The sequence below is a fragment of the Devosia sp. ZB163 genome (assembly GCF_028613635.1).
Lineage (GTDB): Bacteria > Pseudomonadota > Alphaproteobacteria > Rhizobiales > Devosiaceae > Devosia_A.
Genome location: NZ_JAQRMY010000003.1, coordinates 41,300 through 55,548, shown reverse-complemented (window position 1 = coordinate 55,548; position 14,249 = coordinate 41,300). Strand labels below are relative to the sequence as shown.

Annotated in this window: 9 protein-coding genes; 1 reads left to right on the top strand and 8 read right to left on the bottom strand. The window is 66.1% G+C overall.

Annotated elements, in window-relative coordinates:
- Positions 1–41: 41 nt before the first annotated feature.
- Positions 42–1,385, top strand: a complete 1,344-nt coding sequence (locus PRN20_RS14250; protein ID WP_273958154.1) for an aspartate aminotransferase family protein — start codon at positions 42–44, stop codon at positions 1,383–1,385.
- Positions 1,386–1,452: 67 nt separating this feature from the next.
- Here PRN20_RS14250 and PRN20_RS14245 read toward each other — a convergent pair whose 3' ends face one another.
- The 8 genes from PRN20_RS14245 to PRN20_RS14210 all read right to left on the bottom strand — a co-directional run bounded on the left by PRN20_RS14245 (position 1,453) and on the right by PRN20_RS14210 (position 14,116).
- Positions 1,453–2,340, bottom strand: a complete 888-nt coding sequence (locus PRN20_RS14245; RefSeq protein ID WP_273958153.1) for a siderophore-interacting protein — start codon at positions 2,338–2,340, stop codon at positions 1,453–1,455.
- A 63-nt stretch (positions 2,341–2,403) separates the two neighbouring features.
- Positions 2,404–3,177 (bottom strand): exodeoxyribonuclease III, encoded by a 774-nt coding sequence (gene xth, locus PRN20_RS14240; protein ID WP_273958151.1) that lies wholly within the window; start codon positions 3,175–3,177, stop codon positions 2,404–2,406.
- Positions 3,174–3,815 carry an alpha/beta hydrolase family protein gene (locus PRN20_RS14235; RefSeq protein ID WP_273958150.1) on the bottom strand — a complete coding sequence of 214 codons (642 nt, stop codon included), beginning with the start codon at positions 3,813–3,815 and terminating at the stop codon, positions 3,174–3,176. Before PRN20_RS14235 ends, xth begins: the two co-directional genes overlap by 4 nt.
- Positions 3,815–4,894: a tetratricopeptide repeat protein gene (locus tag PRN20_RS14230; protein ID WP_273958149.1), complete on the bottom strand. Its 1,080-nt coding sequence runs from the start codon at positions 4,892–4,894 to the stop codon at positions 3,815–3,817. Before PRN20_RS14230 ends, PRN20_RS14235 begins: the two co-directional genes overlap by 1 nt.
- 8 nt (positions 4,895–4,902) lie before the next feature.
- Complete coding sequence (ku, locus tag PRN20_RS14225) at positions 4,903–5,796, bottom strand: non-homologous end joining protein Ku (RefSeq protein ID WP_273958144.1); 894 nt, start codon at positions 5,794–5,796, stop codon at positions 4,903–4,905.
- Positions 5,797–5,805: 9 nt separating this feature from the next.
- The gene (gene ligD / locus PRN20_RS14220) at positions 5,806–8,283 is read right to left on the bottom strand and encodes a DNA ligase D (RefSeq protein ID WP_273958142.1); all 2,478 of its coding nucleotides are present in this window, start codon (positions 8,281–8,283) and stop codon (positions 5,806–5,808) included.
- Between the two features lie 41 nt (positions 8,284–8,324).
- Entirely contained in the window at positions 8,325–12,245 is a 3,921-nt protein-coding gene (locus tag PRN20_RS14215) for a translocation/assembly module TamB domain-containing protein (protein ID WP_273958140.1), read from the bottom strand.
- A complete protein-coding gene (locus PRN20_RS14210) occupies positions 12,242–14,116 on the bottom strand; it encodes an autotransporter assembly complex protein TamA (RefSeq protein WP_273958139.1) in 1,875 nt (624 codons plus the stop codon). Before PRN20_RS14210 ends, PRN20_RS14215 begins: the two co-directional genes overlap by 4 nt.
- Positions 14,117–14,249: the final 133 nt, after the last annotated feature.

Genomic DNA, 14,249 nt, shown 5'->3' with positions numbered 1-14,249 from the left:
CCCTGGGGCCACTTGGACTACGATCTTTCAGGAGTCCTGCCTTGTCCGTTACCTCCCCCGCCAATCCGTCGGCGTCGTCGCTCCTGAGCTTCGACAAGTCGGCCGAGACCATCCGGACCAACTCGCAGTGGATCGCGGGCGGCGTGAACAGCAACTTCCGCCTCAACATCGCGCCCACCCCGCTGGTGTTCGAGCGCGGCGAAGGCCCCTACCTCTTCGACGTCGATGGCAACAAGCTGATCGACTACTACCTCGGCATGGGGCCGATGATCCTGGGGCACAAGCCCAAGGCGCTCGTCGATGCGGTGAAGAGCCAGATCGACAGCGGCATCCTGTTTGCCGGCCAGACCGCCATCGAGGCCGAGGCCGCGCGCCTCGTCTGCCAGATGGTGCCCTCGGCCGAGCGCATGCGTTTCGGCTCCTCGGGCTCCGAAGTCGATCAGGCTGCTTTGCGTCTCGCCCGGGCTGCCACTGGGCGCACCAAGGTGATCAAGTTCGAAGGCCACTACCACGGCTGGTTCGACAACGTGCTGTGGTCGACCGCGCCGTCCGTCGATGCGGCCGGCCCCGCCGATGCGCCGGTCCCGGTGATCGGCAGCAAGGGTCAACTCCCCAGCACCGCAGATGACCTCGTCGTCTTGCCGTGGAACGACCTCGCCATCCTCGAGGCTCGCCTCAGCCAGGGCGACATCGCCGCCGTCATCATGGAAGCGGCCATGTGCAACCAGGGCTCGATCCACCCGGCCGCGGGCTATCTCGAAGGCGTGCGCGAGGCCTGCACGAAGACCGGCACGATCCTCATCTTCGACGAGGTGATCACCGGCTTCCGTCTCGCAGCAGGCGGCGCTCAGGAGAAATTCGGCGTCACGCCCGACCTCTCGACCTTCGGCAAGGCCATCGCCAACGGCTTCCCCGTTGCCGCCATCGCCGGGCGCGCTGATCTGATGGACATGTTCGTCTCGGGCGGCGTCGTCCACGGTGGCACCTACAATGCCCAGCCCATCGCCATGGCCGCGACCGTCGCCACGCTGAAGTCGCTGACGCCCGATCTCTATGAGCGCGTGGGCAAGTCCGGCACGCAGTTGATGGAAGGCTTCAAGGCCGTGTTTGCGCGCCACGACGTCAAGGCTTCGGTCGCAGGCTTCGGGCAGGTCTTCCACGTCGCGCTCGGACTCGAGCAGCCGGCCCGGAACTACCGCGACCTCGCGAGGATGAACCGCCCGGCCTACGTCGCGCTGACCACGGCGCTGATGCACCGCGGCGTGCGCGCCCTCGAGCGTGGCGCCTGGTTCGTGTCCAGCGAACACAGCTCCGATGTCATCGAAGCCACCATCGATGCCATGGACGGCGCCGTGCGCGAGCTCAAGACCAAGGGCACGCTCTAGCCGGAGCAGAGAGCGCGGGGGACCCCAGCCCCCGCGTTCCACTCTCGCCTGCCGGGTGCGGTGGGTCCTAGAGGCCGAACTTCTCCATCACGGCCTCGACCTCATCCCGCACGTCCTGCGGGTCGCGATCGGAACGCCACAGGTCGTCGATCCGCTTCTTGATCGTCGGATCGAGCGCTTCCCAACCCTTCTCCCACTCGGTCAGCTTGTCGGTCCAGTAGCCGGTGATCGAGTAGCGCGTCGCCGGCCACTTGAGCTCATGCCGCAGGTACTTGCGGATCGGCCGCACCGCCTTGGCCTCGGACGCAACCCAGACATAAACCGACCGATCGGCCGGGAATGTGATCCCCCGCACGGCGGCTTCCAGCTGGCTGGGCGCTATGCCGTTGCCGGCGCCATGCAGCCAGACCAGCTTCAGGTTGGCCTTGCTCTCGAACGCCTGCTCGTGGCTCGCATCGGGCACCTCGACGATGACCCGCGCCTCGACATTTTCGCCCAGCCCTTCCAGCAGCCGACCAAGCGCCGGCAGCCCCGTTGCATCGCAGACGAACAGCTGCCAGTCCGCATCGGCGGGAGCCTCGTAGATACCGTAAGGTTCGCGGATGACGATCTCGTCGCCGGGCTCGGCTGCCTGTGCCCACTCGCTGGCCCGGCCATGCTCATGCACCACGAAATCGAGGTCGATCTCGCCGTCGCGGAAATAGCGGATGGTGTAGCACTCGCAATGGGCCGGCTTCTTGCCCTCGGGGTACTTCCAGAACCCCTTCTCGTCCACGTCGGGCAGGACCAGCTCGCCGGTCTCAGGATCCGGGAAGAACAGGCGAACGTATTCGTCGCCGACGCCGGTCGTCTTGAGCGCCTTGATATCGTCGCCCCCCAGCGTCACCCGGACCATTCCCGGCGTGACCATCTGCCGGTTCAGGACCGTGCCCTTGATCAGTCTCAGCGGCGCCATCACTCAAACCCATCGTCGTAAAGCTATGGGTCTGGGCTACTAATTTTGACTAACGTAGTCAACTTAAACGTCCAGCTCGATCCAGACGGGAGCATGGTCGCTTGCGCCCTCCTCGCTCCGGACGTCTCGATCGATTCCCGCGTCCTTGAGCTTGCGGACCAACTTCTTCGAGATGAGCAGGTGGTCGAGCCTCAGGCCCGCGTCACGCTCCCAGCGGTTCCGCATGTAGTCCCAGAAGGTGTAGAGCGTCTCATCAGGGAAGCGCTTCCTCAGGGCATCCGTCCACCCCTGCTCGATCAACCGCGCGAACTGCGCGCGTGGCGCCGGCTGGACCAACGCGTTATCCCTGTATGAGGTGGTGACGTAGATGTCGCGCGGCTCGGGGACGATGTTGTAGTCGCCGGCGAGGACGACCGGCAGGCCGCTGTCGAGCAATTCCGCCGCATGCTCGATCAGCCGCGTGCCCCAGTTGAGCTTGTAGTCGAACTTCGGCCCCGGCTGCGGGTTCCCGTTGGGCGCATAGAGCGAGGCGATCACCACCCCGTTCACTGCCGCCTCGATGTAGCGGGCCTGCTTGTCCTCGGGGTCTCCCGGCAGCTCGTCGGCGGTCAGTACTGGCTCCGCCCCGCGTGCGAGGATCGCGACGCCATTCCAGCTCGCCTCGCCGCGCCACACCGCGCCATAGCCGGCATTGGCCAGCGCCGTTGCCGGAAACTGATGGTCCCTCGCCTTCAACTCCTGCAGGCAGACGACGTCCGGCTCCGCCTCGTCCAGCCAGGCCAAGAGGTTGTCCAGCCGCCTGTTGATGTTGTTGACGTTGAAGGTGGCGATCTTCAAGGCGCGATGCGCCCGACCCATGCCGTCGCTGTGTCAGCCACCGTCTTCAGGTGATCTGCTGTCGAAAAGCCGGAGATGGCCTTGCGCGGCTTGAGGTCGTGGTCGCCGTCCTCGAGCCACTTCACCTCGATCGAGGGTGACAGCCCGTAGGTTGCCACCTCGTCCGGCACGCCGAACTCGTCGCGCGTGCCCTGGCAGATCAGCGCCGGTGTCTTGAGTCCGATGAGGTGCTTGGTGCGCAGCTGCGTCGGCCGCCCGGGCGGATGGAACGGATAGCCGAGGCAGAGGAGGCCCGCGATGCGGCCGGCATCATGGAGCGCGTCGGCCACCATGCTGGCGACGCGCCCACCCATCGACTTGCCCCCGATGATCAGCGGCCCGTCAGTCGGCCCGAGGTCGTCCACCGCCGCGACGTATTCCGGCATCACCGTCTCGGCCTTGGGCGGTGGCTTCCGCGTCCCCGTCCGTCGGCCTGCCATGTAGCCGAACTCGAAGCGCGCCACGCGGAACCCGGCCGCCGCCAGCGCCCTGGCCGTTGCGTTCATCGACGCCGAGTCCATCGGCGCACCGGCGCCGTGCGCCAGCAGGATCGTTACCCGGGCATCCTCGGAACCATCGAAAAGGAAGTTCGTCGCCATCAGCCCGCCGATTTCCGCAACTGGCTGTCGGCATAGGCGATGCCGCGCGCAGCTGTCCGTGCCCACTCGGTGTTCTGGTCGAGCTCGAGATAGCGCGCCCACCAGCGCCGCGCCTCCGCCAGGCGGCCGGCATCGTACTCGAGCGTCGCCAGATTGTAGACCGCATCGGCATAGTCGGGGTCGATCTCGATGGCACGCGCCAGGTGTTCACGCGCCGTCTGGATCTTGCCCTCCTCGCGCAGGAGCCCGGCATAGTTGAACCAGGCTTCGACGAACTCCGGGTCGCGCTTGATCGCGAGCATGTAGGCCACGGCCGCCTCGGAATTGTCGTGCGTCGCCTTGAGGCAGTTGGCCCGGTTGAAGGCCGCAACGGAATCGTTGGGATCGATGGCGAGGCAGTGCCCATAAAGCACGGCCGCTTCGGCAAATAGCCCTGCGCCTTCCGCCGCCTCTGCGAGCGAGAAATACTCCTCGGACTCATCCTCGATCGGCTGCAGCGGCAGCAGCCGCTGCCCGTCGAGTTCGGTCCGCTGGTCGCCCTCGAGCGCATGGATGCGCGACGGCCCACCTGGATGCAGGGACTTCGCCGTCAGCGACTGGACCGGTCCCGAGCGATGCACGGACCGGGCTATCGCGCCCCAGGTCGCGCCGCCGGCAACAAGCCCGGCATACTTGCGCGACAGGATCAGGTCGCGGAACGAGAAGGGCTCGACATCGTGCTCGAACGCATCGAACAGCACGAGCATGTCGAAGGCGTGCCGGTCGAGGCGGGATTGATCGAGCAGCGACTGCCGGGTGAGGTTGGATTGCTCCGGCGCCGACATGAGTCCGAGGGCGCGCAGGAACCCGTTCTCGCTCATCAGTGTCGTGCCGCTCTCGCGCAGCTTTTCGACGCGCGCCTCGATCTCGGCATCGCTGAGCTTGTCGAGCATCGTCCGCCCCAGCACCACGCTTGCCGTGTGCCGGGTGATGCCGCGCCTGAGCCGACCGCCCTTGCTTGCCAGCGCACGCGCCGCCAGCCGTCGCGGGAAGGCACTGAGGCCTCCCACGATGCCGAAGGTGGTGTCCGGCTTCCGCATCTAGCTCGTCAGGCCTTCTTCTTTGCAGCGGGCTTGGCCGCGGCGGCCTTGGAGGCAGCGACGGCCTCTTTGAGCGAGGGTTTCTTGGCGGCGGGCGCCTCGGTCTTGGATTTGCTGGCGGCTGCCGGCTTGGCCGTGCCGAGGCTGGCCTTGAGTGCATCCATGAGATTGATGACGTTGCCGCGCTCAGGCGCCGCCGCGATGATCGGCTTGTGGCCCTTGAGCTTCTCGCGGATCATCGCCATCAGCGCGACCTCGTAGCGATCTTCGTAGTCCTTCGGGTTGAAGGGCTTCACCTTCTGCTCGATCAGCTTTTCAGCCAGATCCAGCATCTCCTCGTCGGCCTTCACATCCGGAATGTTGCCGAAATACTCGGCCGTGCCGCGCACCTCGCTGGGGTTGCGCAGCGTCGTTACGAACATGCCCTTCTCGCGCGCGCCGATCGTGATCACCCGCTCGCGGCTCGAAAGCACGAGGCGCGCAATGGCGAGCTTGCCCGAACGCCGCATCGCTTCGCGCAACACGGCGAAGGTTTCCTCGGCCATCGCCCCATCGGGCGCGAGGTAATAGGGCGCATCCTGGTAGATGACGTCCACCTCGTCCTCGTCGACGAAAGCCTCGATGTTCATCGTGTGGCTGGACTCGATCCGCACGGCATCGAGATCGCTGTCATCGATGATGACGTACTGCTTGTCCTCGTACTCGTAGCCTTTGACGAGGTCGGAACGCTCCACGAGCCCAAGCTCGGGATCCACCGGCTTCATGTTGATCCGGTTGTGCGTGTCCTTGTGCAGTTGGTTGAAGGTGATGCGCTCCGACGTACTCGTCGCCGGATACATCTTCACCGGACAGCTAACGAGGCTAAGCTTGATATAGCCCTTCCAGCTCGCTCTTGGTGCCACCCTCGCCTCCTACGTGCGCATACTGCGTCCAGCCTTCGAGAATGCAGGCAAATCCCGGGCGGACTCGTTAATTTCGGACCAGGGATCGCCCGAAGTGGTTAATAGACCCGGAAGGGTAGAATAGTTGAGATCGATCGGAGCGTCGATGCTCTCGAGGTCGCGCCAGTCGAGCGGCGTCGAGGCCGGCAGGTTGGTGCGGGCCCGCAGCGAGTAGGGCGACACGGCCGTCGCGCTTCGCGCATTTCGATGGATATCGATAAGAATGCGACGCTTCCGGTTTTGTGCGCCGATAACCGTGACGAACGTGTCAGGGGCAGTTTTGGCCAGAACGGCAGCCATCTCGCCGGTGATCGCATGGACCTGCTTCCAGGTCTGCTTGGGGTTGATCGGGACGACGAGGTGCAGGCCCTTGCCGCCCGACGTCTTGACGAACGGCACGACCCCCATCGCCTCCAGTTCGCCGCGCAGGTGAACAGCGGCCTCGACCACCTCGCGCCACTCGATGCCCTCGCCGGGATCGAGATCGAACGTCACCCTGTCCGGCTTTTCGACATGGGTGAGGTGACAGCCCCAGGCGTGGAACTCCACCACCCCGAACTGAGCGAGCGCGAGGTACCCCTTGGCGTCCTCGACCGTGAGGTAGGTCTTGTCCTCTTCGTCCGAGTTCTGCGTCTCGAATACGTTGATGCTCGGCGGCATGCCCTTGAACGCGTGCCGCTGGAAGAAGCAGTCCTTCGGCAGCCCGCTCGGGCAGCGGAACAGCGACACCGGACGGTTGAACAGGTGCGGCAGCATGAAGTCGCCCACGGCCGCATAATAGACCGCGATGTCGAGCTTGGTCGGCCCGCTTTTGCCGAACAGCCGGCGCGTCGGGTTGGTGATCGAGATCGATGCGAGGTCGGCATCGGTGATCAGCCGTTGCCGCGGCGCCGCCGAAGCGGTCAGCTCCGCCTCCAGCAGGCCCTTGAACACGGCGTGCCGCAGCATGTTGTCGGTGGTTCGGTTGGCATAGTGCACGTGGCAGCGCAGAACTGGTTGCACCCAGACAATGTCCTTGGGCGCGCCATCGAGCTTCAGCGTCGGGTCCTGCAGCGGCCCGAGCCGGCGCAACAGTTGGCCGAGCATCGCTGCATCGAACCCCGTTCCGACCTTGCCGCGATACTGCAGGTCGTCTCCGACCCACTCCGCCAGTGCCAGCGACGCCAGCCCCTCCGCGCGATCGGAAATCGTGTAACCCGCAATGACGAAGTCGCCGGTGTTGAGCGCCTTGATCTTCATCCAAGTCGTCGTGCGACCCGACTGATAGGTCGCCTTGGTCCGCTTCGAGACAATCCCCTCGAGCCCCATCTCCGACGCCCGCTCGTAGAGCGCCTCGCCGTCGCCGTCGACATGGTCGCTGAGCTGGATCGCCGACCGCCCCGTGACGTGCCCGCCGAGCAGTTGCGCGAGCAGCTGCTTGCGCGCGATCAGCTCCGCCCCGCGCAGGTCGTAGCCATCGAGGTAGAGCAGGTCGAAGGCGTAGAAATGGAGCTTGTTGCCCGCCCCTTCCGAGAGGGCATCCTGCAGCGCGGCAAAGCGCGAGATGCCGTGCTCGTCCAGCACCACGATCTCGCCGTCGATGATCGCCTGTTTCACCGGGAGCCTGGCGAACTCCTTGGGCAGGTCGCCGTAGCGCTTGGTCCAGTCGATACCGCTACGCGTGATCAGCTGCACCTTGCCGTCGATGACATGGGCGATGGTGCGGTAGCCATCGAACTTGATCTCATGCACCCAGTTCGCTGCCCGCGTTTCCTCGGGCGGCTTCTGCGCCGCCGTCGCCAGTTGCGGCTCGACCTGACCCGGCGGTGGCGCCTTCACCGCACCGTCGAGCTTGGCCGGCTTCAGCTCGGCGGCAGCAGGCTTCGGTTTGGGCTTCGAAGCTGCGACCAGTTCCTCGGTGGTCATCCCGGATTTGACGCTCTCCGGCCGCGCCGCGAGAATGTCGGTCTCGCGATCGACGGCAGGATCGTGCTCCTTGATGAGCAGCCAGTTCTCCTTGTCGTTGTCGCCGGAGCGACCCTTGAGCTTGGTCAGCATCCAACCGCCCTTGAGCTTTTCGCCCCACAGCCGGAACTTGAACCCGCCCTTCCTCAGCCCTGCGTCGACATCCTCCATCGGCGCCCAGTCGCCGGCATCCCAGACGATCATCGGCCCGCCGCCATACTCGCCCTCGGGGATCACGCCCTCGAAGTCGATGTATTCGAGCGGATGGTCCTCGGTGTGGACCGCCAGCCGCTTGTCGGCCGGGTTGAGCGAGGGCCCGCGCGGCACCGCCCAGCTCAAGAGCACGCCTCCATGCTCGAGCCTCAGGTCGTAGTGATCCGCCGTCGCCGAGTGCTTGTGCACGACGAAGCGGCTGCCGCCGGTCGCGACGACCTCACCGGCGGGCTCCGAGGTTTTGGAAAAGTCGCGCTTCCCGCGGTAGCTGCTGAGCTTTTTGTCGGCCATGTGCGAACGCTAGGGCCGCACTCGCTGCGCCGCAATCCCCGCTAGTAGTCGGTCTCGTAGAAGACGCCGACGCTGGTATCGCCGTCCGTGCCGGTCGAGACCTTGGCCTTGAGGTCGTTCGTGATGTCGAGGTTGACGGTCACGCGCGAGTTGCCGTCGGCACCGGCCTGGACGCCCAGGTAGATATTGTCCTGCAGGTAGGTACCGGCCTGCACCGCCAATCCGCCCTCCTCATTGGTGACGATATCGAAATCGTCGAGCCCAGCCCGGGCGCGGAGCGACTCCGCCAGCGAGCTGCCGCCACCTGCGAGTTCGGCCGCCGCACCGGCGAGCTTGGCAAGCTGGAGCGGCGTCAGTTCTCCCATCGAGCGCTTGAACAGCAGCCGTGACATCACCTCATCCTGCGGCAGCGGCGGATTTGAGCTGAACGAAACGTCCAGTTCCGAGACCCGGCCGGTGACGTTGACGACCACGGTGATGTCGTCGCCCTCGGTCCGCGCGGTGAAGTCGAGGAAGGGATCGAGGTCGCCAACCAGCGTCACCAACCCCTCTTCGAACGTGACCCTCTGTCCCAGGATGGCGAGGCGTCCCCGGTTGAGCTCGAAGCCGCCGACCGGGTGGATGTCGTTCACCGATCCTGTGAGGCGGACAGAGCCGCCGACCTCGGCATCGAGCCCGCGACCGCGCACGAAGATCTGGTTGGGTGCAGCAACATTGACGTCGAGTTGCACCACCGAGGGCCGCCGTTGCGGCATGGGCGCACCCGATGGCGTCACCGCAGCCCGCTTGAGCGTTGCAACTACCGCGGGCGGCGTGTTGACGTTCCGGACATCGACCAGCGCCCCGGCACCGCCGAAGGAATCCGGCACCGTGATGTCGGCCTTCTCGACCAGTACGTTGCCGCTGAGCACAGGATCTCGATCCATGCGACCGCGTAGTGCGAGATCGCCCGACACCGTGGCCACGAACAAGGTGCCATCGGCATAGCGGGCCGAGTTGAGCCGCACTGCCACATCGACCGGATTACCCGCGCCCAGCCCCACCGAGCCGGAGGCGGAAACCGATCCGCCGGTTGCCAGCCCAGCGGTCAGGCTGTCGATGAAAACCGTGTCGCCCCGGAGGCTGGCTCGACCGTTGATGTCGACCAGCCGAATGTTGAGCTCGGGATCGATGTATCCCGATCCGCTGGTCGAGACGGTGCCCACGAACTGGGGCGACGAAAGGCTGCCGGTGACATTGGCATCGAGTGTCGCCGTGCCGCTGAACTGCCCGCCGCGATCCGAGACGAACCGGTTGGCGAAGGCGAGCGGTGCCGCCCCTGAGACAGCGATCTGCAGCCCGGGCCCACTCAGGGGGACGCGGCCGCTGGCCTGCACTCTCAGGCCGCTGCCGCCATCGGCAGTTGCGCTGTCGAGGGTCACTATCTGTCCCGCGATACTGCCCCGCGCGGCGACTGTCAGCGATGACAATCCATAACCGCTGGCGGTGCCATCGACGACGAAGCTCGTCTGCCCACCCCGCTGCGTGGCCGTGCCGGTGAGCTCGGAAATGGAAAGTTCGCCCGTGCTGATCGAGCGTGCATTGAAGCTGCCATCGATTGCGAGATTGCCGAAGAGATCGGCGAGTTGGGCATTGATGTCGGCCGATGCAACGCGGACGTCGGAGGCGCGAATCTCGCGCGCGGTGCCGGTGATCTGCACGCCCTGCTTGCCGCCTTCCGGTGTGAACGTGATCCGCGCGTTCGCGCTGCCCGTCGCATCAACCAGCATGAGTGCCGCGGCCGTCGAGATGTCGCTCGAGGCGAGGATCAGCTGACCGGTCAGGAGTCCCGCGCCATCCTGCACGATGTCGCCGGTCAGTTGGGTCGGCCCTGCCGTCAGGCGCAGTCCGCTAAGCCGTCGCGTCTCTGTATCGGTCGCGACATCGCCGGTGAGCTCGACCCGGAAGCGATCGAGGAACGCGTCACCAGTGAGGGCGCCATTCAGCGTGCCCTTCTCGGCGAGGGTACCTTTGAAGCCAAACGACGCGTTGTTGAGCACCTTGCCGGCCAGCCGGCCACTCGGCACCGTAGCCGTGACGTCGAGCGCGATACTGCCCTGCCCCTTGGCCGTGCCCGTCAGGTTGAGGGCACCCTTGGCCTGATCCGAAACCAGCGCCAGGTCGGTGAGGTCAGCGGTGAAGGTGAAGTCGGCAGCGCCGGTCGCAAACGTCCCGTCAGCCACGATCTGCACGCGATCGTTGCCGAGCCGGAACGCCTCCGCCTCGAGCCCTTTCTCGGTGCGCGCGACACGGCCGGTCATCCGCACCGTGCCCGCCAGTACCTTGTCGAGGGCAGGCTCCGCCAGCGCGAGGTTCTCGGCGGTGCCGTCGAGGGTCAGGTTGAAGCCGCCGATCAGCGGGCTGATGGTGCCCGTTGCGTCGAGCGTCAGCGCACCGTCGAGATCGCGGCCGGCGACGCCCGAGAATGGTGCGATCGAACTGGTCTCGATGCCGACCTTGCCGTCGAACACCCAGTTGTCGACGTTGCCCCTCATCGCGAGGCTGAGTGCCTCGCCGCTGATGCGGAGTTCGGCCAGCTGTACGGGCTCGCCGGCGTTCCACAATCCGGCCAGCCCGAGGCCGGCGCTCGTGCCCAGAGCCGCCTGTACATCCGGGTCTTCCGACACGATGCCGCTGATGGCACCGTCGGCATTGAAGGTGACGCGGCGCGTCGCCGGATCCTCGAGGTTCGCGGCAACGCCGCTGCCCTTCAGCGTCACCTGCTCAGCCCGGAGCCCGCCATTGACGAAGCCCTTTGCCACGAGGTTGGCCGTCCAGCCGTCGCTGCTCCCGGTGCCGTAGTCGACCTCCAGGATCGCGCCTTCGATGGTAGTCGCCGCACCCGGCACAGGGAGAGTGACAACTCCGCCCGCGGTATCGGCGATGGCCGCCGAAAGCTGCAGCCGGTTCAGGAACCCGTCCTCGGTCGTTGCGCCCGAACCCGCGACGGAGAGCTGGCCGCCCGAGAGCTGGAAAGCCGATATCTCGACACCGCCGGAGGACCGCACCAGCGCCGAGGCCTTCAACGCGCTCTCGGCACCGAAGAACGGCCGGTAGGCCGGCGCAACAAGATCGCCGATCGGACCGCCGAGATCGGCATCGACCTTCAACCCGTCCGCCGCCTGCACCAGCGTTGCCTCGCCCGTGAGCGCGCGCTTGCCGTCCGCATCCAGCGTCATCGTCGTGCGAAGGTCGGCGACCGGCCCCGACCCGGTGATGGCCAGCGCCACTTCGGGGCGGCCTTCGATGTTGAGGAGGTTGGCGAGGATGCCGTTCGGCGGCTCGGTGAGGGTCACGCCGATATCGATCGTGTTGTCACCCTTGCGATAGGCGATATCGGCATCGAGCCGGCCGCCCGGGCCGTCGAGGCGCACGATGTCGAGCGCAGTATCGAGCGAGCCACCCTCGAGACGCAGGTTGCCCTCGACCGAAATCTCGGAGCCGAGACCGAACACGCTTTCGCCGAACGTCACCTTGGGCACGCTCAGCTTGTCGAGTTGGACGGCGACGGGGAACTCCGGCACCTGCATCGGCGCGGCCTCGGGGCCAGGCAGGTTGCGATCGCCCGTCGGAATGGCGTTGCGGATGTAGTCGATGCTGTCGGCGCTCAGGGACCTGACGAGCAGGCGGCCGGTGAACAGGGCACCCTGGTCCCAGTCGATGGCCGCATTGTTGATACGCAGCCAGACGCCTTCCTTGTCCGAGATCGTTACTTCTCGGATCGAGGCGGTGGAGGACAGCGCGCCATCGATGTTGGAGATGCGGATCTGCCGCTCGGGCGTCGACAGCTGGCCTTCGACGAACTGGACGAACCAGTCTTTCTGCTGCTCAGGCGTCATCTGCGCCTGGTCCTGCGCGACAAGCGGCATCGCGGCGAGGAGGCCGAGACCGATCAGCATGAAAAGCGCGACGAGCCGTCTCAAAATGCCTGTCCTATCCCGACATAGAGCGCATAGTCCGGATCGTCCGGACCCTTGTTGAGCGGAAACGCAACGTCGAGCCGCAGGGGACCGAGGCCGGTATAGTAGCGCAGGCCGGCGCCCACCCCGACCCGCAACTCGTTTAGGCCCGGGAATGTGTCGTCGGCGACATAGCCGGCATCGACGAAGCCGACGACTCCGATTTCATTGGTAGCCCTGTAGCGTGCCTCGACCGAACCCTCGACGAGGTAGCGCCCGCCGGTGAGCGTGCCATTGGGCTGCTCGACGCCGATGCTCTTGTAGGCATAGCCGCGCACCGATCCGCCGCCGCCGGCAAAGAACAGGCGGTCCGGCGGGATCTCAGCGAGCTCCGGCCCCACCAGCACGCCGACCTTGGCGCGTCCGGCAAGGACAAGCTGGCTGTCGGCCATGAGACTGAGGTAGCCGCGCACCTCCGCAGTCGTTCGGAAGGCGGGGTTGCCGTAGAAGAACTCGTAGAACGGCTCCCCCGTCAGGTTGAGGTAGAAGCCCCTGGTTGCGTCGGTCGCATCGTCGCGCGCATCCCAGACGAGCCCACTCGTGAGCCCGACCAGCGAGAAGTTGCGATCGCCGAAATCGTCGTCGAACAGCGAGCGCTCATAGTAGGCCAAGCCGTCCAGCGTGATCTGGTCGTTGAGAAACTGCGTCATGCCCACCCGGGCCGAGGCCGAGGTCTCGGTATAGGCCGGCAGCACGCTGCGCTCGGCCGAGACTGCCGCGACGAGGTCGTTGTCCGGGTTGAGGAAGCCGGGCTTGGTGAAGGTGCCGCCGAAGGCATAGTCGAACTCGGCCGTGTTCACCGGCCAGTTGATGCCGGCAATCTTGGCATCGAGCCGCAGCCGCTCCGCGCGACCGAACAGGTTGCGCCACAGGTGAAAGCCCTCGATGCCCAGCCCGTCGATGCTCGAATAGGTCGCACCGACGCCGAAGCGGCGCTGCGCCTGCTCTTCGACGATCACGTCGAACGGCATGACCCCTTCCTTGCCGATGCTCGCCGCCTCGATCCGCATGGCGCGGAACACATCGAGCCGGGCCAGCCGCTTCTGGGCTCGCGTGACGTCGTCCGGATCGTACTCTTCGCCGTAGATCAGCCCTGTCTGCTCAGCCACGAACTGCGGATCCATGCGGTCGGTCCCGCTGACCCCGATGCTCCCGACATAGGCGCGCCGGCCGGGCGAGACAGTGATGACGACATCGACCGTGTCCGTCGCATGGTCGGCGACGACATCGCGCTTGATCACCTCTGCCTCGGCAAATCCCTGCTGGCGCCACGCCTCGAGCGCGAGTTGCTCCGCTTTCGCGATCACCGTCGCCCTGGCCACGAGCCCCGCGCCGAAGCCAGCTTCGACGGGGCTCTCGACGACATCGTCGTCACTGATTGGAGGAGGCGCGCTCTGGGTAATGCGGACCTGGCCGAATCGGAACAGCGGGCCCGATTCGACCCTGAGCACGACGGCGACCGGATCGGGCAGCGACGTATCGGGGGGCAGGTTGGCGGCCTCCCTGCCGCCGACAAGGATGCTGATCATCCCGCCATAGTAGCCCTGGTTGTAGAGCGCGGCGAGGATGCGCCGGTAGTCGGCGCGCGCTTTGGCGAGGAGCCCAGAAGCTCCGGAGGCGGGCGTTCCCTGGTCGGCGATCAGGCTCGAGGCTTTGCGGATCGCTGATTCGATATCGCCGGTCGCATTGGTCTGCAGCGTTGCGGTGTAGGGCTGCGGGTCGCCGATCACGGCGTCAGCGTCGATTTCGCTCTGGTCCTCGAACAGCTTGAAGCCGAACAGTTCGAAGCCGGCCGCCCCCGTCACGAGCAACGGCATAAGGGCCAGAACGGCCAAACCGAAACGAACCTGCCGCACCAACAGTCCCGACTACCCCCACTTCGGCGCCCCGGCGCCCCACCCGCTCCACCGTGGCCTGGTGGATGCTGATGAGTTCCGGCCGACCCGCCGCACCCTGTCGCGATTTCGC